Source organism: Methylobacterium frigidaeris, from assembly GCF_022179185.1.
In the GTDB taxonomy this organism is placed as follows: Bacteria; Pseudomonadota; Alphaproteobacteria; order Rhizobiales; family Beijerinckiaceae; genus Methylobacterium; species Methylobacterium frigidaeris.
This window is the reverse complement of record NZ_BPQJ01000024.1, coordinates 59,639-82,315: the sequence shown is the minus strand read 5'-3', so window position 1 is coordinate 82,315 and position 22,677 is coordinate 59,639. Positions and strand designations below refer to the sequence as shown.

20 protein-coding genes and 1 pseudogene are annotated in these 22,677 nt (G+C 68.6%); 6 read left to right on the top strand and 15 right to left on the bottom strand.

All coding sequences use genetic code 11. From position 1 onward, the window contains the following. The 7 genes from MFF64_RS22735 to pxpA all read right to left on the bottom strand — a co-directional run bounded on the left by MFF64_RS22735 (nucleotide 1) and on the right by pxpA (nucleotide 7,596). Nucleotides 1-2,025, bottom strand: coding sequence for a hydantoinase/oxoprolinase family protein (locus MFF64_RS22735; protein ID WP_099904666.1), 2,025 nt, complete (start codon nucleotides 2,023-2,025; stop codon nucleotides 1-3). Between the two features lie 182 nt (nucleotides 2,026-2,207). Then, nucleotides 2,208-3,158 carry an AraC-like ligand-binding domain-containing protein gene (locus MFF64_RS22730; protein WP_099900983.1) on the bottom strand — a complete coding sequence of 317 codons (951 nt, stop codon included), beginning with the start codon at nucleotides 3,156-3,158 and terminating at the stop codon, nucleotides 2,208-2,210. Between the two features lie 213 nt (nucleotides 3,159-3,371). After that, the gene (locus MFF64_RS22725) at nucleotides 3,372-4,334 is read right to left on the bottom strand and encodes a 5-oxoprolinase subunit C family protein (protein WP_238192482.1); all 963 of its coding nucleotides are present in this window, start codon (nucleotides 4,332-4,334) and stop codon (nucleotides 3,372-3,374) included. Between the two features lie 10 nt (nucleotides 4,335-4,344). Further along, nucleotides 4,345-5,208 carry a 5-oxoprolinase subunit B family protein gene (locus MFF64_RS22720; protein WP_099904410.1) on the bottom strand — a complete coding sequence of 288 codons (864 nt, stop codon included), beginning with the start codon at nucleotides 5,206-5,208 and terminating at the stop codon, nucleotides 4,345-4,347. A gap of 18 nt (nucleotides 5,209-5,226) precedes the next feature. Next, nucleotides 5,227-6,588 (bottom strand): acetyl-CoA carboxylase biotin carboxylase subunit, encoded by a 1,362-nt coding sequence (locus MFF64_RS22715; protein WP_099904412.1) that lies wholly within the window; start codon nucleotides 6,586-6,588, stop codon nucleotides 5,227-5,229. A 5-nt stretch (nucleotides 6,589-6,593) separates the two neighbouring features. Next, nucleotides 6,594-6,836, bottom strand: coding sequence for an acetyl-CoA carboxylase (locus MFF64_RS22710; protein WP_099904414.1), 243 nt, complete (start codon nucleotides 6,834-6,836; stop codon nucleotides 6,594-6,596). A 25-nt stretch (nucleotides 6,837-6,861) separates the two neighbouring features. Then, the gene (gene pxpA, locus MFF64_RS22705; RefSeq protein WP_099904416.1) at nucleotides 6,862-7,596 is read right to left on the bottom strand and encodes a 5-oxoprolinase subunit PxpA; all 735 of its coding nucleotides are present in this window, start codon (nucleotides 7,594-7,596) and stop codon (nucleotides 6,862-6,864) included. A gap of 122 nt (nucleotides 7,597-7,718) precedes the next feature. Here pxpA and MFF64_RS22700 point away from each other — a divergent pair, with 122 nt between their 5' ends. Further along, nucleotides 7,719-8,624 (top strand): LysR family transcriptional regulator, encoded by a 906-nt coding sequence (locus MFF64_RS22700; RefSeq protein WP_238192481.1) that lies wholly within the window; start codon nucleotides 7,719-7,721, stop codon nucleotides 8,622-8,624. On the opposite strand, the gene MFF64_RS22695 is transcribed toward MFF64_RS22700, so the two are convergent. Continuing rightward, nucleotides 8,596-9,579 carry an AraC family transcriptional regulator gene (locus tag MFF64_RS22695; RefSeq protein ID WP_238192480.1) on the bottom strand — a complete coding sequence of 328 codons (984 nt, stop codon included), beginning with the start codon at nucleotides 9,577-9,579 and terminating at the stop codon, nucleotides 8,596-8,598. The genes MFF64_RS22700 and MFF64_RS22695 overlap by 29 nt on opposite strands. Before the next feature lie 163 nt (nucleotides 9,580-9,742). Here MFF64_RS22695 and MFF64_RS22690 point away from each other — a divergent pair, with 163 nt between their 5' ends. Next, nucleotides 9,743-10,321, top strand: coding sequence for a DUF308 domain-containing protein (locus MFF64_RS22690; RefSeq protein WP_238192479.1), 579 nt, complete (start codon nucleotides 9,743-9,745; stop codon nucleotides 10,319-10,321). Nucleotides 10,322-10,644: 323 nt separating this feature from the next. Here the strand turns inward: MFF64_RS22690 and MFF64_RS22685 are convergent, their stop codons facing one another. After that, nucleotides 10,645-11,505, bottom strand: a complete 861-nt coding sequence (locus MFF64_RS22685) for a LysR family transcriptional regulator (protein WP_238192497.1) — start codon at nucleotides 11,503-11,505, stop codon at nucleotides 10,645-10,647. 168 nt (nucleotides 11,506-11,673) lie between these two features. On the opposite strand from MFF64_RS22685, the gene MFF64_RS22680 reads away from it, so the two are divergent. The 4 genes from MFF64_RS22680 to MFF64_RS22665 all read left to right on the top strand — a co-directional run bounded on the left by MFF64_RS22680 (nucleotide 11,674) and on the right by MFF64_RS22665 (nucleotide 14,927). Beyond that, nucleotides 11,674-12,570, top strand: coding sequence for an NAD(P)-dependent oxidoreductase (locus tag MFF64_RS22680; protein WP_238192478.1), 897 nt, complete (start codon nucleotides 11,674-11,676; stop codon nucleotides 12,568-12,570). Continuing rightward, nucleotides 12,570-13,394 (top strand): oxidoreductase, encoded by an 825-nt coding sequence (locus tag MFF64_RS22675; protein WP_238192477.1) that lies wholly within the window; start codon nucleotides 12,570-12,572, stop codon nucleotides 13,392-13,394. The genes MFF64_RS22680 and MFF64_RS22675 overlap by 1 nt, the downstream gene beginning before the upstream one ends. 51 nt (nucleotides 13,395-13,445) lie before the next feature. Then, complete coding sequence (locus MFF64_RS22670; RefSeq protein WP_238192476.1) at nucleotides 13,446-14,294, top strand: alpha/beta fold hydrolase; 849 nt, start codon at nucleotides 13,446-13,448, stop codon at nucleotides 14,292-14,294. Between the two features lie 102 nt (nucleotides 14,295-14,396). Beyond that, the gene (locus MFF64_RS22665) at nucleotides 14,397-14,927 is read left to right on the top strand and encodes a VOC family protein (protein ID WP_099901546.1); all 531 of its coding nucleotides are present in this window, start codon (nucleotides 14,397-14,399) and stop codon (nucleotides 14,925-14,927) included. 39 nt (nucleotides 14,928-14,966) lie between these two features. Here the strand turns inward: MFF64_RS22665 and MFF64_RS38630 are convergent. The 6 genes and pseudogenes from MFF64_RS38630 to MFF64_RS22640 all read right to left on the bottom strand — a co-directional run. Further along, nucleotides 14,967-15,122 (bottom strand): annotated as a pseudogene (locus MFF64_RS38630) (Mu transposase domain-containing protein); the annotation flags it as partial. Nucleotides 15,123-15,394: 272 nt separating this feature from the next. Continuing rightward, a complete protein-coding gene (locus MFF64_RS22660; RefSeq protein WP_099901544.1) occupies nucleotides 15,395-16,123 on the bottom strand; it encodes a hypothetical protein in 729 nt (242 codons plus the stop codon). After that, a complete protein-coding gene (locus MFF64_RS22655) occupies nucleotides 16,120-19,167 on the bottom strand; it encodes an eCIS core domain-containing protein (RefSeq protein ID WP_238192475.1) in 3,048 nt (1,015 codons plus the stop codon). The genes MFF64_RS22660 and MFF64_RS22655 overlap by 4 nt, the downstream gene beginning before the upstream one ends. A gap of 12 nt (nucleotides 19,168-19,179) precedes the next feature. After that, entirely contained in the window at nucleotides 19,180-20,775 is a 1,596-nt protein-coding gene (locus MFF64_RS22650; RefSeq protein WP_238192474.1) for an eCIS core domain-containing protein, read from the bottom strand. 363 nt (nucleotides 20,776-21,138) lie between these two features. Continuing rightward, on the bottom strand, nucleotides 21,139-21,879 hold the full coding sequence (locus MFF64_RS22645; RefSeq protein WP_238192473.1) for a hypothetical protein: 741 nt from the start codon (nucleotides 21,877-21,879) through the stop codon (nucleotides 21,139-21,141). 11 nt (nucleotides 21,880-21,890) lie between these two features. Beyond that, entirely contained in the window at nucleotides 21,891-22,676 is a 786-nt protein-coding gene (locus tag MFF64_RS22640) for a hypothetical protein (protein WP_238192472.1), read from the bottom strand. Between the last annotated feature and the right edge of the window lies 1 nt (nucleotide 22,677).

The following is a 22,677-nucleotide window of genomic DNA, read 5'->3' as shown; positions in this document are numbered from 1 at the left end:
TCACTCCTTCACCCGGATCAGGATGTTGAGGTACGGATCGACCTCCGCGCGGGTGCCGGGCGGCACCAGGACGGTGGAATCGACCTGCTCGACCACTGCCGGTCCGGCGAGGCGGAAGCCCGCCGGCAGGCTGGTGCGATCGTAGACGGGGGTGTCGTGGGCGGTGCCGTCGAACCAGACCGGGCGGCGCCTCGACGGCTCCGGCGTCGCGCCGGTGGGTTCGTGGGTGGCGAGCGCGGCCTTCGGCACCACGCCGACCGCCTTGAGGTTGAGGCGGAAGAAGCCGACCGGCGCGTCGTCGCGGCGGAAATTGTACTCGCGCTCGTGGTGGCGGTGGAACGCCTCGGTCAGGTCGGCGATCGCCCCGATCGGCCGCGGGGCCGGCACGGCGAGCGAGCGCCACTGGCCCTGGTACATCATGTCGATGCTGCGCTGGAGCACGATGTCGGCGTCGGCCACGCCCTCGTGGGCGAGGCGGGCGAGCGCCTCCGCCTCGAGGCGACCGAACTCGGCCTCGATCTCACCGGGATCTGCCTCGGCGGCGCCGACGAGGTAGCTCTCCGAGAAGTCGTGCTGGATGTCGACGAGGAGGCAGCCGAGCGCCGAGGTGACGCCCGGATTGGGCGGCACGATCACGACGGGGATCGCGAGTTCGCGGGCGATGTCGACCCCGTGCAGGGCGCCCGCCCCCCCGAAGGCGACGAGGGCGAAGTCGCGCGGGTCGTAGCCGCGGCTGATCGAGATCAGCCGCACCGCGTCCGACATGTTGGCGTTGGCGACCCGCAGGATCGCGTCGGCGGCCTCCGGCACGGAGAGGCCGAAGGGCTCGGCGACGCCCTCGCGCACGGCCTGCGCCGCCAGTCCCTCGTCGAGGGTGATCTTGCCGCCGGCCAGGCTGGTGCCGAGGCGGCCGAGCACCACGTTGGCGTCGCTGTTGGTGGGCTGGCGGTTGCCGTTGCCGTAGCAGGCCGGTCCCGGATAGGCGCCGGCCGATTGCGGTCCGTTGCGGAGCGACCCCGCCTCGTCGGTCCAGGCGAGCGAGCCGCCGCCGGCCCCGATGGTCAGGACCTCGATCGAGGCGAAGCGGATCGGATAGCCGAACTCGATGTGCCAGTCCTTGGTCACCCGTGACTGGCCATCATAGGCCAGCGACACGTCAGTCGAGGTTCCGCCCATGTCGAGGCCGATCGAGTTCGGGTAGCCGCACAGGCCGGCGATGTGGCGGCTGGCGATGGCGCCCGCCGCGATGCCCGAACCGGCCAGCCGCGCCGCGAAGTCCTTGACGCTGCCCGGCGTCATCACGCCGCCGCCGGTGTGGAGCAGCAGGAGGTCGCGGTCGTAGCCGCCCTCGCGCAGGCGCTCGCCGAGGCGGGTGGTGTAGTCGACGACAACGGGGCTGAGCGCCGCGTTGACCACGGTGGTCGAGAAGCGCTCGTGCTCGAAGATTTCCGGCAGCACGCCCGAGGAGATCGAGACCGGCACCCCGGGCATCTCCTCCTCCAGGATCGCCTTCATGCGGCGCTCGTGGGCGCCGTTGACGTAGGCGTTCATGAAGCAGACCGCGACCGCCGCGACCTCGCGGCGGCGTAAGATGCGGGCGACCCGGCGCGCCTCCGCCTCGTCGAGGGGGGTAACCACGTTGCCCTGCGCGTCGATCCGCTCCGGCACGGTGAGGCGGTCGCGCCGGGGCACGTAGGGGCGCACCACGTCCTTGTAGGTGTCCCAGAGGTCCTCCTTGTTGGCGCGCCGGATCTCGATCACGTCGCGAAATCCCGCGGTGCAGATCATCGCGGTGCGTGGCAGGCGCCGGGTGATCAGGGCGTTGGTGGCCACCGTGGTGCCGTGGGAGAACAGCGCGACCCGGGTCAGGTCGATGCCGGCCTTGTCGACGCCGGCCAGGATGCCGTCGATCGGATCGCGCGACGAGGCGGTCTTCTCGATCCGGATCAGCCCGGTCGCCTCGTCCATGATGCAGATATCAGTGAAGGTGCCGCCGACATCGACGGCCACGCGCAGGCTCTGCACGATGGGGTCTCCTTGCTGCGAAGATTGTCTCTCGGCTGACAGGCTTGTCGGCACGATCTCAAACATTCCCCGTCATTCCGGGGCCGCACATTGGAGCCCGGAATGACTCTGTGAAGCATCGACCGAGCCGCGCGGGCTTCCGATCTCGTTGAAGACCTGATTCCGACGCGCCTGCCGCCCCCTTACCCCCTGGCCGCCGCCCGCGCCTCCCGCGGGGTGCGGCCGAACTCGGCCCGATACTGGCGGCTGAACTGGGCCTGATCGCCGAAACCCCAGCGATAGGCGATCTCGGAGAGCGAACTCCGGCAGGCCGGGTCGCGCAGGGATTCGTCGCACATCACCAGCCGCTGGCGGCGGATGAAGCCGCAGACGCTGGTGCCTTGCGTCTCGAACAGCTGGTGCAGGTAGCGCACCGACAGGCCGCATGCCTCGGCGATGCCCTGCGGCCCGAGTTCGGCGCGGGCGAGGTTGGCGCGGATGTAGCGCTCGACCCGGTGCAGGTGCGCGCCCTGGACCGAGGAGGCCTGGCTGCCCAGCGTGCGCGGGTCGGCCTCGACCGCGAGCGCCAGGAGATCGACGAGATGGCGCCCGGCTATTCGCCGGGCCGCCTCGTCCAGCTCCTCGACCCGCGGCGCGGTGAGGCGCAGCAGGTCGACGAACAGGGCGCCGACGCCCTGCGTGGCATCGAAGCTCAGGGTCGCGAGGCGCTCGGGCGCCCCGATCCGGGCGCGCAGGATGGGGCTCGGCACCTTGAGCACCCAGAGGGAGTTCGGCTCGGCATGGGCGAACTCGTAGGGCAGGTGGCTGCGCTCGATCAGGAAGGCACCGGGCCGGCAGCGCACGTCCCTCCCGTCCTGACGGAAGCTCACCTCCGCGCGTTCCGGCACGGTGATGAGGAAGCTCTCGTCATGGTCCTGGAGCAGGTGGCGGGCGTGGCGACGGTAGACGAGGCCGTCCGAGACGTTGCGGGAGATCGCCACGTCGCCGAGGCTCCAGGCCTCCAGCGCGCCGGAGAAGTCCGGGCCGGGGCGGAAATCGAGTTCGAGCGGGAAGTAGGTCCGGCTGACCGCCTCGCTCCAGGCGCGCTTGCGCTGCGCCGGCTCGGCGTGCGTGGTCGAGAACGCGGTTCGCATCACCCGATCCTCCTCTTGCACGGTCCGGATCGCTGTCCGCCGCCGGTTTGCCGGCTCAGGCCAGCGCAGTAGACGGTATCCCGTCGCCCCGTTCTTGCTCGTGAGTGCGCGAAGACTTGACTCCCAGTGCAGTGAGCTTCACGCGAAGGTGTGCAGCAGCGATGGCCCGGAGACCAAGTCTCCGGGTTGCTGCGTGACCATCGAATCCCCCGCTCACGCGAGAGCGTCCCGGATGCGGGCGAGCCGCCCCGTCATCTCGCGGCGCGCCGCGAGCGCCCCCGCCATGTCGGTGCGGGCGAAGCGCACGGGCTGGTGCGGCTGGAGCTGCCCGATCAGGTCCATGTCCGCTGCAATCACCGTGCCGATCATGAAGTAGCCGCCGCCCGACACCGCATCGCGGTGCAGCACGATCGGCTCGGTGCCGCCCGGCACCTGGACCGAGCCGTAGGGATAGCAGCTGTCGACGATGTTCGAGGGGTCGGAGCCGGCGCCGAAGGGCGACTCGCGGGGCACGAAGTCGAGGGCGTGCCCGCCGCGGAAGCGGTAGCCGATCCGGTCGGCCTCGGGCGCCACTTTCCAGGTGTCGGAGAGGAACCGCTCGGCGGCGTCCGCGGTGACCCGGTGGTCGTAGAGGCCGGGCAGCATCCGCAGAACCGGCTCGGGCTTGCGACGCAAGGCCGCCGGGAGGCTGCGCCCCTCCCCCACCGGGCGCCCGGGTCCGATCGTGAGCCGATCGTTGGCCTTCAGCGCCCTCCCCTCGTGGCCGCCGAGCGCGCCGAGGGCGTAGGTTGCCCGCGAGCCCAAGACCACCGGCACGTCGAGGCCCCCCGATACCGCGATATAGGCCCGCGCCCCGGCCTTGAGAAAGCCGAAGGACAGGACCTGCCCGGCTCGGACCGGGAAGGCGGTCCAGCCCTGCTGCTCGACCCCGTCGACCTTCGGGGGCATCTCGGCACCGGTCACCGCGACGACGGCATCGGCGTGGAAGCGGATCTCCGGCCCGAGGAACACCGCCTCGAGCGCCGCCGCACCCTCGTCGTTGCCGACGAGGAGGTTGGCGGCGATCAGGGCCTCCCGGTCCATCGCCCCGGAGAGAGGAATGCCGAGATGATAGTAGCCGGGCCGACCGAGGTCCTGGACCGTGGTCGACAGGCCGGGCTTGACGATCTCGATCATAGATGCGGCCTCAGCCATGGAGCACCCCCAGGAGCGCGGCGTTGGTGCCGGTAGGATCGGCCTGGAACGCGGCGAGGGAGAAATCGACCTCCCGGATCAGCGGGCTGAACCGTCCGGCCTCGACCTCCTCCACTGCGGCGTCGTACTCGTCCCGCCCGACCGGCCGGAACTTCACGATGTCGCCCGGCCGGAACAGGATCATGAAGTCGCGCAGGTAGCTGATTTCTTGCGCCGGATCGTAGATCGGCATCGGGGTGATGCCGAACATCTGGTAGCCGCCGGCACCCCGCACCGAGTAGATCGCGCCGAAGCAGCCGCCATGGCCGACCGTCAGTTTCGGCGTGTCGGTGCGGGGGCGGAGATACTTCGGCGCCTGGATCTGCTTGTCGCGCTCGACCATCTGGGTGAGGAACGGCAGGCCCGCCACGAAGCCGACCATCGAGACGAACCACGGCGAACCCGCATGGGCGGCGATCAGGGACGGAACGTCCGGGTAGCCATTGATCCGCGCGGTGTATTCGAGGTCGGTCGCGCCCGGGTCCTGGTGACGCTCGCGGAAGCGCATCAGGGTCTCGCGGGTCCAGGGATCGTCGTAGAAGACCGGCATCTCGATGATCCGGGTCTTCAGCTCGGCCCCGCCGGATCCCGCGCCCTCCAGGCCCTTCAATTCTCGGAGCAGGTCGTCGGGAGCGATGACGTCGGGATCGAACTTGATCTGGAACGAGGCATTGGCCGGGCAGATCTCGGTGACGCCGCGGATGCGGCTGTCGCGCACCGCATTGGTGATCGAGAGGCTGCGGAAGAAGGCTTCGAGGGACATCGCCTCGTCGACCTCGACGAAGACGTGCTCGTCGCCACCGAACGTGTAGCGCATGATCGCGAGGCTTCCTTCTCAGGGGGTGAGCGGATGGGATTCGAGCCAGGCTTCGAGCCAGCGGGTGTGCACGTCGCCCGCCCGCACGGCCGGATCGGCGACGAGCGCCCGGTGCAGCGCGGCGGTGGTCGGCAGGCCCTCGACGGCGAGTTCGCCGAGCGCCCGGCCGAGGCGGGCGAGCGCCGCCTCCCGGCTCTCGTCGTGGATGACGAGCTTGGCCAGCAGCGAATCGTAGAAGGGCGGGACCGCGTAGCCGGGATAGAGCATCGTATCGACGCGCACGCCCGGCCCGCCGGGCAGGCTCAGAGCCGTGATGGTTCCGGGCGCCGGCCGGAAGGCGCTGGCCGGGTCCTCGGCATTGATCCTGACCTCGATCGCGTGGCCCCGCGGCCGCACGTCGGCTTGCGACAGGCGCAAGGGCTCGCCCCCGGCGATCCGGATCATCTCGCGCACGAGATCGATGCCGGTGATCATCTCGGTGACGGGGTGCTCCACCTGGATGCGCGTGTTCATCTCGATGAAGAAGAACGCGCCGGTCTCGGCATCGTACAGGTATTCGAGGGTACCGGCGCCGCGATAGCCGACGGTCTTCGCTAGCCGCACCGCGGAGGCGCACAGGGCCTCGCTCGCCTCCGGGGAGAGGCAGGCGGCGGGCGCCTCCTCCCACACCTTCTGGCGCCGGCGCTGGAGCGAGCATTCGCGCTCGAAGAGGTGGATCGCGTCCCGCCCGTCGCCGAGCACCTGGACCTCGACGTGGCGGGCGCGTGCGACGAAGCGCTCGAGGTAGAGGCCGCCGTCGCCGAACGCGGCCTTGGCCTCGGCGGTCGCCTGCGGGATCAGGGTCGCGAGCTCGTCCGGGTCCCGCGCCACCCGGATGCCGCGCCCGCCGCCGCCGGCCGCCGCCTTGATCATCACGGGAAAGCCGATCGTGGCCGCCGCCGCACGAGCCGCATCCAGCCCCTCGACCCGGCCCTCGCTGCCCGGCACTGTCGGGACTCCGGCCTCTGCGGCGATCGACCGGGCGGTGGCCTTGTCGCCCATCCGGCGGATCGTCTCGGGACGGGGGCCGATGAATGTGAGACCCGCCTCCTCGACCATCTGGGCGAAGTCGGCGTTCTCCGACAGGAAGCCGTAGCCCGGATGGACCGCGTCGCAGCCGCTCTCGATCGCGGCGTGCAGGACCGCACCCTTGTTGAGGTAGGACTTGCCGGCCTGGGCCGGGCCGATCTCCGCGACGGCATCGGCGAGGCGAGCGGGGAGCATCTCCCGGTCGGCGGCGCTGACCCCCTGAACGGTGGCGATCCCGAGCTCGCGGGCGGCGCGGATGATGCGAAGGGCGATCTCGCCCCGGTTGGCGACGAAGATCCGGCGGATCGCCATGGCGCTCAGCCCTCTAGGTCGTAGAGCGGCTGGCCGGCCATGACCGCGTCCTCGTTCTCGACGTGGAAGACCTTCAGGGTGCCGGCCTCCTCGGCGACGACTGGCGTGAAGGTCTTCATCACCTCGATCAGCCCGATCGTGTCGCCGACCGCGACCGGGTCGTTCTCGGCCTTGAACGGCGGGTCGCCCGGATTGGCCGCGCGGTAGAAGGTGCCCGGGATCGGGGCCTGGATGGTCTTGAGAGCCATGGATGGTCCTACCGTCGATGAGGGATCAGGCGGCGTGCTCCAGCCCCTCCCGGCGGAGGGCCTGGCGCAGGGTGCGGGCGAGGTCGGCCGCCCCCGGCGTGTCGGAATGGATGCAGATGCTCTCATGGCCGACCGGCACGTCGCGCCCGCCCACCGTCGCCACCACCCCCTCGCGAAGCGCACGCAAGCAACGGGCGGTGCCGGCCTCGGCCTCGACCGGCGGGTGCTCGCGGGTGATGATCAGGCTGCCGTCGTCGGCGTAGTCGAGGTCGGCGTAGAACTCCGCCACCATGGTGTGGCCTCGCGCGGGATAGACGCTCTCGTGCAGCGTGCCGCGCATCCCGAGGATCGGCACCCGGAAGATGTCGGCGGCGTCGCAGATCGCCTCGGCGATGTCGGGCTGGCGTGCCGCCATGCCGTAGAGCGAGCCGTGCGGCTTGATGTGGTTGAGGATCATGCCCTCGGCGTCGAGGAAGCCCTTGAGCGCGCCGATCTGGTAGATCAGGCAGTTCGCCAGCTCCTCGCGGCCGATCTTCATCTCGCGCCGGCCGAAGCCCTGAAGGTCGGGCAGCGAGGGATGCGCGCCGACCAGGACGCCGTGCGCCTTGGCCAGCCGCACCGTCGCCCGCATGTGGTTGAAGTCGGAGCCGTGGAAGCCGCAGGCGACGTTGGCGATGTGGATGTGGGGTATCAGGGCGGCGTCGTCGCCGAGGCGCCAGATGCCGAAGCCCTCGCCCATGTCGCAGTTGATCGAGACCATCGGGTTGTCTCCGGCTGGATCGCGGACCGGAGAGTTGCAAGCGTTCACACCATTGTAAAATCGGAAATCTGCGTGCCGGCTTTCGAAAAATCCGATACCTGTCGCCGTGTTGGGGGTCCGGCATGTCGATCTCGCTCAAGCAGATCCGCTACTTCATCGCGGCGGCGGAATCCGGCCGCATCTCGCAGGCCGCGGTGGAGCTGAACGTGTCGCAATCCGCCGTGACAGCGGCGGTGCAGCAGCTCGAGGCGGCTCTCGGCGTGCGCCTGTTCGAGCGCCATGCGGCCGGCGTCGCGCTGACGCGGGAGGGCAACCGCTTCCTGCTCCACGGCCGCAACATCATGGCGGCGGTTGCCGAGGCGGTGCGCGAGCCGCGGGCGGTGGGCGCCGCCGTCACCGGCACGGTCCGGGTCGGGGTGACCTACACGGTGGCGGGCTACTTCCTGCCGCGCCACCACGCCCGCTTCGCCGCCAGCTTCCCGGGCGTGACGCTGAACCTGTTCGAGGCGCCGCGCGACGTGATCGAGCAGGCGCTCCTCGACGGCGCCCTCGACATCGCGGTCATGCTGGTCTCGAACCTCCAGGCGCGCGACGCGCTCGCCGCCGAGACCCTGATCCGCTCGCGGCGCCGACTGTGGCTGCCCGCCGAGCATCCGCTCCTGCGCCAAGGCCGGGTGGGCCTGAGCGACGTCGCCCGCCACCCCTACATCATGCTCACCGTCGACGAGGCCGGCCATACCGCCGGGCGTTACTGGGCACTGACCCCCTTCCGCCCCGAGGTGATCTTCAAGACGTCCTCCGTCGAGTCGGTGCGCAGCATGGTGGCGGCGGGCATGGGGGTCACGATCCTCTCCGACCTCGTCTACCGGCCCTGGTCGCTGGAGGGCCAGCGCCTGGAGCGGCGCCAGATCGAGGACGAGATCCCGACCATGGATGTCGGTCTCGCCTGGCGGGCCGGTACGGCACTCACCCCTGCCGCCAGGACATTCCGCGAGTTCGTCAACCTCGCCTGCGCGGGTCAGGGCTGACGCCTCCCCCCGTTGAGGCACCGCCGTCCAGGCGCGGGCCGGCTCGGCTGCGGCCCGGATACAACTTCTCGCTCGGCGGTGCTGACGGCTCGTCCCTCGGTGAATGGCCGAACATCGCCTTGTAAGCACGGCTGAACGCGGCTTCGGACTCATAGCCGACGCGGAGCGCGACCTCGCCGACGCGGGCCTCGCGGGCGAGCAGCATGTCCCGGGCAAGCGTGAGCCGCCACTCGTTCTGGTAGCGCAGGGGCGAGCGTCCGACGAGAGCGGTGAACCGCTCGCAGAAGCTCGAACGGGACATGCCGGCCGCGTCGGCCAGGGCCTCGACGCCCCAGCGTGGCAGCGGTCGCTCGTGCATGACCTTCAGCGCTCGGGCGATGCGGGCGTCGGACAGCCCTCCCAGCCATCCGGTGGTGTGCCCACGCTGCACCCAGGTCCGCAGGGTGCGAATGACGATGACATCGATGATCCGTGAGATCATCAGGGCAGCGCCGGGCTCGTCGTCGGTCACCTCGACCATCAGGAAGGGGACGATGCCGTCGAGCCACCCGGCTCCTTCGGCGCGCCGGATGTGGATGCGCCCGGGCAGTGCCGAGATCATGCCACGAAGGCTGTGGGGATCGAACCAGAACCGGCAGGCGATCACCGATGCGTGCGAGGCGGACGCCACCAGCCTGGCTCCTCCGAGCCCGCGGGGCAGAAGAACGAGATCGCCCGTGTCGATCACGATGCGCTCCCCGCTGTCGTCCTCGGCGTCGAGCGAGCCGTCGGCGACCACCAGGACATAGGCGGCCCCGGCTTCCAGGTCCAAGCCCGTCGACCGCGCGACGTCGTGTGACCGGACATGGTCCCCGGTCAGCCGGATCTGCGCCAGCACGTGCGAGAGCAGGTCGCCGGAGACCATGCCCGGTCCACCGTCCGGAAGAACGGTCAAGTTTTCCAGTGATCCGGTCATGGGTGCCATCGGCGTCCGATCGTAAATGCTCCTTCCGAAGCGACGCGTATCTCTCTGAAAAGACGCCGCTGTCACGAAGCCCGGCGTTTGAGTCGCCGCGTCCGCCGCGTGATTGCCCGTCGCCCCGATCCTCTGCCGCGCCGCGCACCCGAAGGGAACGCCGATGACGACCATCCAACAGCCTGGCCGTGACACTTCGCGCTGGCTGAGATCCTATTACTTCCTCCGTGCCGGGGTGTCAGTCGGCTGGGTCGCGGCCGCCTTCACCATCGGCAAGGCCGTGCCGCCGGCCGCGGCGGCGCTCCTGGTCGCCTATCCCGCCTGGGACGCCGTCGCCAACGTCGTCGACGCGCGGCGCAGCGGCGGCTTGGCCGCCAATCCCAGCCAAGCCCTCAACGCGGCTGCCAGCACCGTCGTCACCATCGGGGTGGCGGTCGCGCTCGGATCCGGCCTGCACGCGGTGCTGGCGGTGTTCGGGGTCTGGGCCATCCTCTCCGGCCTGCTGCAGCTTGCGACCGGCGTGCGGCGCTGGCAGGCCGGTGCCCAATGGGCGATGGCGCTGAGCGGAGCCCAATCGGCCCTCGCGGGCACCCACTTCATCGTCAAGGCGAATGGTGCCGCGACGCCCGGGATCACGGACGTCGCACCCTACGCGGCGTTCGGCGCCTTCTACTTCCTGGTCTCGGCCGTATGGTTGACCGTTGCGCAGGCACGGAAGGGAGCGACGCAACGGACCGCATGATCCTGCGCGGCGCCGGCGGCCTCCCACAACCCCGATGGAGGCGATTTCCGAGCGGGACCGCCAGCCGACACCCTCACGCCCGCCCCGGAATTCGCCAACGATGTCCGGTCGTTTTCCTGACAACCGACCTGTGAAGCGGAATGACCGCGTTGGGGTGGCTGCCTGTCCGTTCTGGGATGCGCGCGGCGACGCGGACCTTGTGAGCTGTGGACCGCTTCGTCGTCCGTCGCCTGACGTCGTTCTGTAACCCGGAGACAGCATCCATCCGCCATTCCGGTGGCCGGCCGGTGACCCCGACGTGATGGCGCACACCGATGCCGGCATCATGCGGTCGCGTTCACGAGATGGTCCGATACGGTCGAGATGAACGCGCGGAGACGCTGAAGACGCCGTAGGTCCCGGTGATATCCCATCCAGATGTCTCGCGCCGGCGGCGGCGTCGGCATGTCCAGGTTGCGGATACCCGGGATCTGATTGCCGACCACGCGGGGCAGGACAGCGATGCCGACGCCCTGCCTGCACATGCGTCCCTGGACGTTGCGGTTGTTCGATCGCAGGACCGGTCTCGCGTTGGGGAAACTCTCGATGAGCCACGCGATGTCAGGGAAGTGGCCCGTGGATGTGTCATGCGTGATCAGCCGGAAACCGGTCCCGTCGCCATATTTGGGATCGGCCGCCTCCTCGGCGATGTAGACGCCGTATTCGAGCCTGAACAGCCGCCGCTGCACGACGTCGGCGGTGTTGAACGGAACGATACGAAAAGCGACGTCGGCCTCCCGTTGGGCAAGGTTGAACAGGCGCGTACCGGTCAGGATCTCGACGTCGACATTGGGGTAGGCTTTCGAGAAATCCGCCAGAATAGGAGGGAGGACATAGGCCCCAAACCAGTCGGCTGACGAAATACGCAGACTGCCTTTGAGATTCTGCTCCTGCCCCGCAAGCCGGCGCTGCATGGCCAGCGCGCCTTCTTCCATTTGCTCGGCCAGCGCGATGATCCCATGGCCCTCGTCGGTCAGAACAAGCCCGTCCGCCGTGCGCTGGAAGAGCGTGTGACCGATCGCCTGCTCAAGTGCGCGAAGGCGCCTGCCAACGGTCGGATGGCTTGTGTGAAGAGAACGCGCGGCGCCGCCGAGCGTGCCGGATCGCGCGATAGCGAGAAAAATTCTGACGTCACTCCATTCCATCGCGACCACCCACACAAAACTGAACGCCGAGAGTACATCCATGTCAGTTTCGGTACAAATCTAAGCGCCTAGATTCCCGCCATCGCCTGGGGAAGCGTTGTTCTGCGGGTTCGTCCAACCCAAGAGGGCGACCGCTTGGATTCCCATCAGAACAACAGGAGATAGACCATGCAGGTCGGATTCATCGGTCTCGGCAGTATGGGCTCAGCAATGGCCCTAAACCTGGTGAAGGCAGGCCACGACGTGCGGGCCTGGAACCGGAGCATGGTCGCCCAGGACAGCATTCCCGGGGTAACGCTGGTCGAACACGCGGCAGATGCATTCAAGGCTGACGCAGTGTTCACGATGCTGTCCGACGACCCGGCCATTCGGGAGGTGATCCTTGATGCCGGCTTGCTGGCGAACGCGCGTCCAGGGCTGACCCATGTCGTCACATCGACGATCTCGATCGCTTTCGCACGGGAACTGGAGCTCCTGCACGAAGAGGCGGGCATTGGCTACGTGTCCGCACCAGTCCTCGGTCGACCGAACGTGGCGGCGAGTGGCCAGCTTAACATCCTGGCGGCCGGGAAGTCCGATGCCGTTGCCGCGATTGAACCGCTGCTCGCCCCGCTCAGCAAAAAGGTCTGGAGGTTGGGCGAGAATCCCGCTCGGGCGAATGCGGCAAAGCTCGCCTGCAACATGATGATCGCCATGGCTATAGAAGCCATGGCTGAAGGTGTCGTGCTGACCGAGAGCGTCGGCCTCAACCGTGCGGATTTCTTTGAACTGATCCTGGGCACCCTGTTCTCCGGCCGCGCCTATGAGAGCTACAGCGCGCAGATCACGGAACGATCATTCGAGCCGGGTTTCAAAGCCAAGCTCGCCCTCAAGGACATGCGCCTGGCGACTGAGGCCGGCAACGAGATCGGACGCACGCTCCCGATGCTTGACGCTGTCCGCGAAGGGCTCAGCAGAGCTGTCTCGGCGGGCCTCGGGGAAAAGGACTGGTCGATCATGGCCGATATGACGGTTCGCGGCCGCGACAGCGTGGTGTCGTCGGAAAACGACTTGGAGAAGAATTGATGAAAACTTGGCTCATTACGGGCTGCTCGAGCGGTTTCGGCCAGCGCCTTGCCCTGGCCGCGGCACAGCGCGGCGATCAGGTCATCGCGACCGCTCGCAACGTCAAATCCATCGAAGAGATGGCGGCACCCTTCGCCGGCCGCATGATCACGCTGCCGCTCGACGTGACGGATGCGGCGGCTGCCAGGTCAGCGGTCAACAAGGCCGTCGAGACATTCGGCGGGTTCGACGTGCTCGTGAACAATGCCGGCTACGGACTGTACGGCGCGATCGAGGAAGGCACGCCCGAAGAATATCGGCCGATGTTCGAGGTGAACGTCTTCGGCCTGATCGAAACCACCAGAGCCGCTCTGCCCGTCCTGCGGCGCAAGGGCGGAACGATCGTCACCATGTCCTCCGGCGCCGGCATCGCGGGCGGTGGCGGAGGAGGCTACTACAATGCCGCCAAGTTCGCGGTGGAAGGCATTTCCGAGGCGCTCGCGGGCGAGTTGGAACCCTTCGGTATCCGCGTGCTGATCGTCGAGCCTGGGCCGTTTCGCACCGATTTTCTCGGCCGCTCGATCATCATGGCGGCACAGGAGATGCCGGACTATGCGGCGAGCTCGCGCAAGCACTATCGCGAGACCAACGATGGCAACCAGGCCGGCGATCCCGATAAGGCCATTGCCGTGATCCTGCAGGCAGTCGACGCCGACGACGCTCCGCTTCATTTGCCACTTGGCCCGATCGCGCACGCGATCGCCGAGCGGAAGCTGGCGGCGTTTCGCCGCGATATCGATGCCTGGCGCGATATTTCGATCGCCACGGATTTCGATCGGCCCTGAGCGCCGAGCGCCAGCGCTGTTCCAACGCCACCATCTGACTGGAGTGCGATCATGATCGCAACTTTGCAGGGATTTGCCCAGCAACTCGTGCCGGTGAACGGCATCAAGCTCAACGCCGTCACCGGAGGCGCTGGCCCGCCGATTCTTCTGCTTCATGGCTGGCCTGAAACCTGGTGGGAATGGCACCATGTGATGCCGCTGCTGGCCGCGCATTTCAGCGTGGTGGCCGTCGATCTGCGCGGTGCGGGATTCTCCGACTGTCCGCTCGACGGCTATGACAAGGCAACGATGGCGCGCGATGCGCATGAGGTCATGGTCGCCCTCGGGCATGAGCGCTACGCGGTGTGTGGGCACGACATCGGCGGCATGGTGGCGCTGCCGCAGGCGGCGATCTATCGGGCGGCGATCACGCATCTGGCCGTGCTCGACGTGCCGCTTCCCGGCTGGACCGGATGGGAGGCGACGACCGCGCGACTCTGGCACTTTGGTTTCCATATGAACCGGGATCTGCCCGAGCGCCTGATCCACGGCCGTGAATATGACTATGTTTCGACCTTCATGGCCGAGCGGTTCTACGATCACAGCACCTTCGATCCGGCGGACATTGACATCTACGCGAAGGCGATGGCGCTTCCCGGCCGCACGCGCGGCGGCATGGAATGGTATCGCACCCTCGCCGCCGATCACGCGGCTGCCCTCGAGTACAAGAAGCAGCCGCTCGAGATACCGGTGCTTGGCTTAGGCGGAGACCAGCGGTTCGGGGCGCAGATGGTGCCGATGCTGCAGGAGTTCGCCAGCAACGTGACGGGCGGCTCGATTGCGCGGTGCAGCCACTATGTCGCCGACGAGCGGCCGCACGAAGTCGCGGCCGCTCTGATCGATTTCCTGAAGGCCAACTGAAAGCCGGCGCCCGCACGACATTGCGGGCCAAGCCGGCCGCGGCCCTGCGGGCAAAGCCCGTTCAGGGGATCGCGATCGACCCAGTCAAGGAAGGAGACCGTCATGTCCTCACCGGTCATTCGCGGCGTCAATCATATCGGCATCACGGTACCCGACATCGAAGCGGCGACATCATTCCTGGTGGAAGCCTTCGGCGGCCAGGTGATCTACCAGTCCTTCGGACCGCAGGATCCGCCGCGGCAGGGGCCCGAATTCGAGCGGGCAGTCGGTGCGTTCCCCGGAACCGTCGTTCGTGGCCAGGCGATGGTCAAGATCGGATCCGGACCCGACATCGAGCTGTTCGAGATGCACGGCCCCGAACAGGCCCAGCCGGTCCGGGCCAGCGACTTCGGCATCACGCATTTCGCGCTTTACACCGATGACATCGATGCGTCGGTCGAGCGCTTCGAGAGAGCTGGCGGTACGCCCCTTACCGCGCCGCGCGCCATTCCCTACGCGACTGAAAAAGGTCCGGGAAACAAGGTCTGCTACTGCCGGATGCCCTGGGGCACCACGATCGAGTTCATCACCACACCCGACCGCATGGCCTATCATGACCAGACGGACCTGCGGAGGTGGCAGGACGAAGACTGAACAGGGCGCGAAAGTTAGGCCCGAATCGCCGAGCCGCTCGACGTGGCTGGCGACCTCCTGCCCGCCATGGTGGACGCGCACCCTCGCCCCGCTCACGGTGACGCGCACCGCCTCGCCGATCAGCCGCCACGGCACCGACTTCTTATACCCTCGCGCCTTCGCATCGCCGCGTCCATGCGAAGGCGAGCGGCGCATCAGCGCCGGCGCCCGTTCGGGCTTGCCTGGCACCGTCGAACGCGTCCGTTCGAAGGCGCGGCGGTATTACCCTGAGCCTTCCCGGACGCGACAGCGAAGTTCCGCATCGACGAGGACGCCGGTAAGCGCAGGCTGGTGGAGCGGGCACACGCGCAGATCGCAGGCCGCGAGATGGCAGATCTCGGCCAGGAGCCTTTCCGTTCGCGGCGAGCGGCTGCGCCGGCTCTGGTCGAGCCCGTGGCTCAGGACGAGCTCCGCGCCGGAGGTCCAGGTCAATTCGGTGCCACCGCCGCACGCAGCTGGTCGGTCAATGCGATGAGCCGCTTCTCGCCCTTCGGCGTGCAGATCGACGCGATGTCCTCCGTCACGACGATCGCCACGCCCCGGTCGCCGAACCAACGCCGCCGCGCGACCGCGAGGCTGTCGATGGCACCGACGTCGAACGCCTCGATGGTTCCGGGACCCAGGAAGTTCGCCCAGAACAGGCCGGCGAACATCGGCGCGATTGTGAGCGGGGGCGTGTAGGCGAACATGCGAAGCTCCTCGGCCCGCAGCCGCGGGTGGATCGAGGCGTATTCGCAGCGGTCCGGACGGCAGAGTTCCTCGAAACAGTTCAGCAGTGCGGCGGAGTTCCTCTCGCTCTCGCCGCGAGGCAGGTTGAGGTTGACGATGGAGTAGCCCTCCGTGCGGCCGCCCTGCGTGTCGAAGGCGGCGAGGATGAAGGAGAGCCCCCACGGCCTCGGCTGATCGCCGCGCATGCGGCCGCTGACGCCACCGGCCCTGTTCCTCGGGACGCGCAGGATTGCGTCGGCGAGCGTCTCCGCGTCCTCGACGATCCACGGGTCGTCATCGTCGCCGACCTCGAATTCGCTGGGACGCCCGATCAGGCCGTGCTTCGCCCAGCCTCCGAGCAGCGCCCGCAACGCGTCTCCGCCGAGCCAGTCGTGGACATGCGTGGCGACGCGCCACTGCACCGCGTCGGGGAAGTCGATGTCGATCATAGCGCAGCCATGCCCTTGCCGACGAGATAGCGGACGCCGAAGCCTGCATCCTTGAGGTGCTTGTTGGCCTCGGCGGCAGCCTTGTCCGGGAACAGATAGTTCACGCCCTTCACTTTCTCTCCCCCCGGCGCCACCTGGCCAATGATTTTCTGATAGTCGCGCATCTGGTCCGCCGGGACCTTGTCCCAGGTATGCTTGATCTCCCAGATCTCGCCCGTCGCGGCGACGAAGTTGTCGGCGGTGCGCTGTGTCTTCTCGAGCGCGAGCGTCGCGGTCTGCTTGAAGGTGACCCGTGCAAAGTCCTTGCCGCCGAGTTCCGGAATGTTGAGCTTGGCGAATCCCTCGAACATCGAGCCCTTCATTGCCGATCCCTGGCGGATGATCGCAGTCTTGACCTTCTCGGACATCTTCGCATCGGTCTTCATCATGGCGGCGATGATCTTGTTGAGCTTGGTAATGTCCCCCTCGGCTTTCGCCGGCACCACGGCCGTGAGATACCTCACGAAGGTGCGGTACGACTGCGCCTCGCTGGCGAGATCGCCCGCCGTCGTGAAATGCGCGATCTTCCCGAAATCGTCGGCAGTGAGATCAGCGGATTCGATCAGTTTTGCAAGCGCCGGTCTGGATTTCAACTTCTTCCGGATCATCTTCAGGTTGAGCTTGTCGGCCGGCAGCGCCGCGATGATCTTCTCGACGTCGCCGCCGAGCTTGGCGCCGGCCTTGATGCCCTTGGCAGCGAGGTTCTTCAGAAACCCCTCGATCTCGTGGATGTTGACCCTGCAAGGCGAGGCACAGCCGAGCGCGAGCTTCATCGCGAATGGGTTCAGGAAGCGGAACTTCTCCTTGGCCCAGGCGGACAGGCCCTTGAGCCGTTCCAGGGCCGCGGCGGACGTGTCCTTGATGATCTCCAGCGGGATGCGCAGCGCCGTCTGCGCCCAGTGATGCACCTTCGACAGCGCCTTGGAGCCGAGGCGCAGGGCGTCGGCGGCGGCGCCGGTCACCTTCTCGGCCTTCTTGATCATCTTGGCGATGGTCGGCAGCTTCTCGAGCAGCTTGGCGAACTTGGCGGTCTTCCCGACCCATTTGACCGCCGTCGCGATGCCGTCGCTGAAGATCAGCAGCAGGATCTCGACGATGATGTAGCCGATCAGCCAGCCGCGATTGTACCAGCGCGACCAGGTGCCGTCGGCGAACCACTTCGATTTGAACCACTCGAGGCCGGCGTTGACGATGTCGTCCAGCGTCAGTTTGGAAAGGTCGTCCCAGAGCTTCTTGATGTCCGAGACGATCTCGCCGGTGACGATGCTCTTGATGACGTCCCAGGCGATCTTGATCATGTCCCAGATGCCGACGAAGACGTCGACGACAGATTCGAGTGCCCCCACCAGCAGGCCGGATATGAAGCCCGCGGTGCCGACGAAGATGTTCTTGATGGTCTGCCAGGTCTCGTAGGTGAATGAGCCCGAGGGCACGATCCCCTTCAGGCCGAGCGCGTAGTCGACCCCCGGGATCCAGATCTTGTGGTCGGCCTTGACGACCGTCGCGTCCCAGTCGTCCTCCTTGCCGGCCGGGCGGATGATGCCCTGGTCCTTCTGGGCAGGGAACAGGCTGTTGACGTGGAACAGCACGTTGACGAAGTAGCGCTCGTCCTGGCCCCATTCGGTGGAGTGCTTGCCGTAGAAGCGGCGTGCGATGGTCTGCGCCGTGTCGCCTGCCTTGACGGTGTAGAGCCGGGCATCCGGGTCGGGAAGCTTGGTTTCGACGCGGCTCGAGCTGATCCAGCCTTTCCGGCCGTCCTCCAGCGTCACCTGGCTCCATCCGTTGCGCGTGGTGACGACGACGAGCCGGGTGTTGATCGGGATGTCCTCGAACGGGCCCGCCTCGCTCGGAGCGGGCCTCAGTCGCGCCGGATCCACGCGCGTAATGCCCGGAACGGGCTCCGGCGCGGCCCAGTCCTCGGCGTCGACGTCGAACTCCTTCTCCTCGAACGGGACGTCGGTCTCATCGGGCGGCTGCGGCTTCAGGTCGTCGGGTATCCTCGTCGAGTTGTCCCGGACGAAGCGTTCGGCATGCAGAATCGCGAGATTGGCCTGGAGCACGAGCGTGTACGCGTTGCTCTCATTTTCGGCGTCGTGGGCCTGCTGGGCCGCGAGGGTCGCGGCCTCGAGCTCCGTGTCGGTCAGGGATCGCGCGTAGGCCACGTCGATCGCTCGCCTGACCGGCAGGTTGGTATCCGCGTAGCGCTGGACGGCGCCTGCCGCCGCCGGCGAGGCCGACGCGCCCTCCGCCCCCAGCGCCGGCGCATGGCCTTGCTGCGCCACGTGGGTCAGTTCGTGGGCGAGCAGCCAGCCGCCGGTCTCCGACGCCGGCGAGTATTCGCCGGAGCGGAACACGATGTGGGGGCCCTGCGTGTAGGCCAGCGCGCCGAGCGAGCGCGCCGAGGCGTCGGCCTGCGAACCGGTATGGACGCGCACGGCGCCGAGGTCGCGGCCGAAGCGCGGTTCGAGGAAGGTGCGCTGCTGCGCCGGCAGCGGATGACCGCCCCCGCCGCCAACCACGAACGGCGCGGGGCCGCCGCCTTCCTCGCCGCGCTCTTCGCGACCCTTGGCCTGGATGCCGAACTCGGCGTCAACTGCCTGGCCCTCGGCCTCCTCGGCCTGCTCGTCCTCGGTCGCCCTCTGGACCGCCGCGCCGGCCGACGGGCTGACGCGCTGGATCGACGGGGCCGCGACGTGCGGAGCCGGGCGCATGACGAGGTCTGCGGTGCGGTCCGCCTCGATCTCGAACCGGTCCGACGTCTGGCGCCGGATCGCCCGCCGCTGCACCGCCGCGGCCAGCTGCAGGCACCCCGGATTGCGGCACATGGCCTGTACCAGCGGCGCGTCCTCACCGGACGACGTCATGGCAAACAGCGCGCGGTTGCCGACGCGCGGCGCGCTGTCGGCGACGCCGGAACCCGCCGGGCGTTCCGGCGTCCGGCTCGCCGGCGCCCTGGCGGGAGTGCGGGCCGCGGGTTGCGCCCCCTGAGGGGTGACGGAGGCCATAGCCCACTTCCCTCACTTTCCCGGAATGCGCACGACGTCCGTGTCTTTCAGGTCGAGCTGAAAGCGGAAGTCGTTCCGGATGAGCGCGGCCATCGACTCCGCTTCGGCGGCGGAGAACGCTCCGGACTCACGCGCGGCGCGCACGAGCACCTGCTCGGCCTCGGCAACGGTCGTGTGCGTTCCGGACATCGCCCTGAATTCCCGCTGCCAGAACTGGTCGAACAGCGTGTGGGCGTGCCCCTTTCCGGTCGGCAGGAGCCGCGTGACCATCTTGCCCGGGTCGTAGCCGTGCAGCAGCTTTCCGTTGCGATAGATGAAGAGCGATTGCGGCGCCAAATGCGCCGACTGGTAGCCGGGGCTCGGGTTGATGGCCTCACCCTTCGGCGTCTTGCCGGGCCGCCCCTTGAGCGTCGGGTCTCCCTTGATCCGGCGCAGTTCGTCGAGCGCCTCGGCCCGCTGCTCGTGCACGAAGAGATCGCTGATAAGATCGCCGGCCGGCTTCATCTCGATCTCGGCCAAAGCCTTCTCGATCTCGGCGTCCGACATCCCGGCCAGCGGTCCGGGTTCCCGAGGCGCACCCCCGCCGCCGGACGATCCGCCGCCACCGGACCCCGTCGGGCCGTGAGCCGTCATGGCCAAGGCCTGACTGCCGATGACCGCTCCCTCGGCGGCGAGGCGGGGAGCGATTGTCGGAACCGCCGCCGTCGCCACGCCCAGCTGCACCGATCCGTCGGCGAGAGCGGCGAGTCTGGGAACCGGGACCGTCAGCCTCAGGCCGCCGGCCTTCGCGCCCGAGACGGAGAAGGTCGCGATGAAGGCCTCGATCTGACCGAGAAGTTCGCCGCCCATGATCACCTGCTCCTCGGGCGTCGCCTTTCGCCATTTCTCCAGCCACGCGTCGATCGCGGCCTTCAGGGCGCCCGGCAGGGCCCGCAACGCTCTGACGAGGCCGTCGACGTCTTTCCGGAAGGCGTCGGGCCTGCCGGCGAGCGCCAGCACGAGGTCCGCGGCCATCGCGAGCGCCTTGTAGGCGAGCGTGACGAGGCCGCTGATCATGCCGGCGATGCCCTCGACGAAGCCGACGACCATGCCGATCACCGCGAGCAGCAGCGCGATGACCATGTCGAGGATGCCATCGAGCACATCGACGAGGATCTCGGCGGCCGGCCGCAAATCCGCCGAAACGCCGGTGAGGAGAGTCCGGAGCTTGCTGATCCCGGTCCCCTTCGCGCCCCTGAGCGCGGCGATCATGGCGCGGTAGACGTTCCACTTCTCGCGGTCGTACCATTCGGAGGCCTGCGCCTTCTTCTCGGCGGCCCATTCTTCCGCCGCATCGCGCCAGGACGAGGCAAGGGCGGGCGCGGGCGCTCCCGCGGGCAACCGCCGCGCCTGAACGACGTGCGCCGCCTCGTGGGCGATCAGGGCGAGACCCTGCGGCGCGTCCGGGTCGTATTGCCCCTCCGCGAAATAGATGTCCGAGCTGACCGTCACCGCCCGCGCCTCATGAGCGCGCGCGACGGTGTCCGCCCGAGGGCCCGTGTGAATGCGCGCGGCGGCGAGGGACGATCCGAGCGCCGGTTCCAGACGGGCCCTGAGCGCCGCGCTCATCGGCGCTCCGGTGCGCGGCGCGCCGCCGCCCAAGGCCTCGGCCGCGGCCGGTCCGGGCGCGATCGCCCCGAGGGTGGCCGGCCGCGCCCTGTCCAGCACCGCGCGCGAGGATCGGCGCGCCTCCGCTTCCAGCGGTTGCGACGCGCGGGACGGAGGCGGAGCCGCGACCTCGGGAGAATGGTTGCCCGACGGCGCCTGCGCCGGAAGGGCGGAGCGGAGCGCGTAGTAGAGCGCGCGGTTTCCTGGCCGGCCGGCAGGTTCGTGCGGCTTCGGGCGCTCCGCGCCGACCCCGTCCGTCCGTGCGCGGTCGGCCGGTGCGCGACCCGGCCTGACCGTCCGGATGTGCCCTGGCGTCCGCATGGCTCAGCCGTCCTGTGCCTCCTGGCAGGCCCACCATTCGCCTGCATGGCTGACGACGTGCCTGCGACAGGCGCATGTCTCGACCGTCAGGCTCCCGTCGCGGCCCGCGGCGACGCGCGCGAGCACGACCCACGGGTCGGTCGGGCATTCGCAGACCGGGGGCTTGTTCGACCGGGAGCCCCCTTCGCCCTGGCCGTCGGCGCGGACGTGCGAGGGCGGGCACTCGTCCAGTACGCAGATCTCGTAGCCGTCGCGCCAGCGACTGTACTCGCACTCGTCCCCGCCGCAGCCGCAGCCGGAGGACCGTACCGGCCGGGCCGGGAACTCGGCGTAGCGGACGGCGACGAACAGCGCCTGGCCCTCGGTCGGCGCGGGGTCCGCCACGTCGTTGCACCATGGATCGGCGGAGGGAGGGCATCCGCCGCTCTCCTGGACAGGCTTGCAGCGCAGCCGGACGTCGAAGGTGACCGGGTGGTCGATGCTGATCTCGTCGCCGTAGGGGCCGAGCACGAAGCCAGGCGAGATGACCACGGTCCAGGGATCCTTGCCCGGATGGACGATCGCGCCGCAGACGACGCCCCAGCCGTGCAGCAATCGGTTGTGCCGGCGCATCCGGTTGCGGACGTAGTCCTGCGCGAGGTTCATGTCGTCCGGTGTGATCAGCTGGCGCGGAAAGTAGCGCGGGCGCTCGAACGCGCGGCTCGTCCCCTTCAGCGACGTGGCGGAATCGGTCGTGTCGGTCATCGTCCGCCTCCTCAGCGCTTGCCGCCGCGCGGCCGGCTCTGCTCGTCGTTCGTGTTGACCAGCCCGCAGATCAGCTCGAACAGCAGGTCGGCGCCGTAGACGATCGGGCGGACGTTGATGTCGATCGAGCCGTTGTCGATGCCCCCGCCCTCCGGGGGGCGCAGGACGTTCGCGAGCGGGATGCAAGCGTCGGCCGGGACCTCGAGCCCGCGGGTCGTTACCCAGTTGACGAGCTCCTCGTAGCGGATGCGCGAGCCGATCACGGCGTCGCGGATCGAGCATTCGAGGTCCGGCCCCCTGGCGCGGCCCTCCTCGATGCGGATCTCGAAGCGCTCGCGGACGGCCGCGTGCTCGCACTCGGTGTCGCAGTCGCAGGCGCCGACAAAGCTCTTTTCCGGCGCGGACAGGCATTCGTGGAAGCACAGCACCACGTGCACCCAGTCGCCATCGTCCTGGCATCGCTCCTCGGGTCTCGGCTGGCCGTCCTCGCCGTTCGGACGCGGCGCGATCTCTTCGGACAGCGTCGCGCGCGGCACGACGATCTCGCGTCCGGCCTTGTCCAGCGCGAAGCCGGGCGAGACCACGACCTTCACGCCGGACGGGTCGACCGCGACGTTCAGCCCGGCGACGACCCCGTAACCGTTGACGAGCCGGTTGATCAGCCGCCGCTTGCCGTTGAGGTAGGACTGCTCGTCCTCGAGGTGGTGCGCTTCCAGAAGCTGCCCGTGGAAGAAGCGGGTGCGGGTGAAGGATACGAGCGCGCCTCCCCCGCCGTTGTCCTTGAGCCGCATGGTCATC

Coding starts and splice junctions, on each gene's coding strand:
- MFF64_RS22730 (WP_099900983.1), bottom strand. CDS start 3,158: ATGCGAACCGCGTTCTCGACCACGCACGCCGAGCCGGCGCAGCGCAAG.
- MFF64_RS22725 (WP_238192482.1), bottom strand. CDS start 4,334: ATGATCGAGATCGTCAAGCCCGGCCTGTCGACCACGGTCCAGGACCTC.
- MFF64_RS22720 (WP_099904410.1), bottom strand. CDS start 5,208: ATGCGCTACACGTTCGGTGGCGACGAGCACGTCTTCGTCGAGGTCGAC.
- MFF64_RS22715 (WP_099904412.1), bottom strand. CDS start 6,588: ATGGCGATCCGCCGGATCTTCGTCGCCAACCGGGGCGAGATCGCCCTT.
- MFF64_RS22710 (WP_099904414.1), bottom strand. CDS start 6,836: ATGGCTCTCAAGACCATCCAGGCCCCGATCCCGGGCACCTTCTACCGC.
- pxpA (WP_099904416.1), bottom strand. CDS start 7,596: ATGGTCTCGATCAACTGCGACATGGGCGAGGGCTTCGGCATCTGGCGC.
- MFF64_RS22700 (WP_238192481.1), top strand. CDS start 7,719: ATGTCGATCTCGCTCAAGCAGATCCGCTACTTCATCGCGGCGGCGGAA.
- MFF64_RS22695 (WP_238192480.1), bottom strand. CDS start 9,579: ATGACCGGATCACTGGAAAACTTGACCGTTCTTCCGGACGGTGGACCG.
- MFF64_RS22690 (WP_238192479.1), top strand. CDS start 9,743: ATGACGACCATCCAACAGCCTGGCCGTGACACTTCGCGCTGGCTGAGA.
- MFF64_RS22685 (WP_238192497.1), bottom strand. CDS start 11,505: ATGGAATGGAGTGACGTCAGAATTTTTCTCGCTATCGCGCGATCCGGC.
- MFF64_RS22680 (WP_238192478.1), top strand. CDS start 11,674: ATGCAGGTCGGATTCATCGGTCTCGGCAGTATGGGCTCAGCAATGGCC.
- MFF64_RS22675 (WP_238192477.1), top strand. CDS start 12,570: ATGAAAACTTGGCTCATTACGGGCTGCTCGAGCGGTTTCGGCCAGCGC.
- MFF64_RS22670 (WP_238192476.1), top strand. CDS start 13,446: ATGATCGCAACTTTGCAGGGATTTGCCCAGCAACTCGTGCCGGTGAAC.
- MFF64_RS22665 (WP_099901546.1), top strand. CDS start 14,397: ATGTCCTCACCGGTCATTCGCGGCGTCAATCATATCGGCATCACGGTA.
- MFF64_RS22660 (WP_099901544.1), bottom strand. CDS start 16,123: ATGATCGACATCGACTTCCCCGACGCGGTGCAGTGGCGCGTCGCCACG.
- MFF64_RS22655 (WP_238192475.1), bottom strand. CDS start 19,167: ATGGCCTCCGTCACCCCTCAGGGGGCGCAACCCGCGGCCCGCACTCCC.
- MFF64_RS22650 (WP_238192474.1), bottom strand. CDS start 20,775: ATGAGCGCGGCGCTCAGGGCCCGTCTGGAACCGGCGCTCGGATCGTCC.
- MFF64_RS22645 (WP_238192473.1), bottom strand. CDS start 21,879: ATGACCGACACGACCGATTCCGCCACGTCGCTGAAGGGGACGAGCCGC.
- MFF64_RS22640 (WP_238192472.1), bottom strand. CDS start 22,676: ATGACCATGCGGCTCAAGGACAACGGCGGGGGAGGCGCGCTCGTATCC.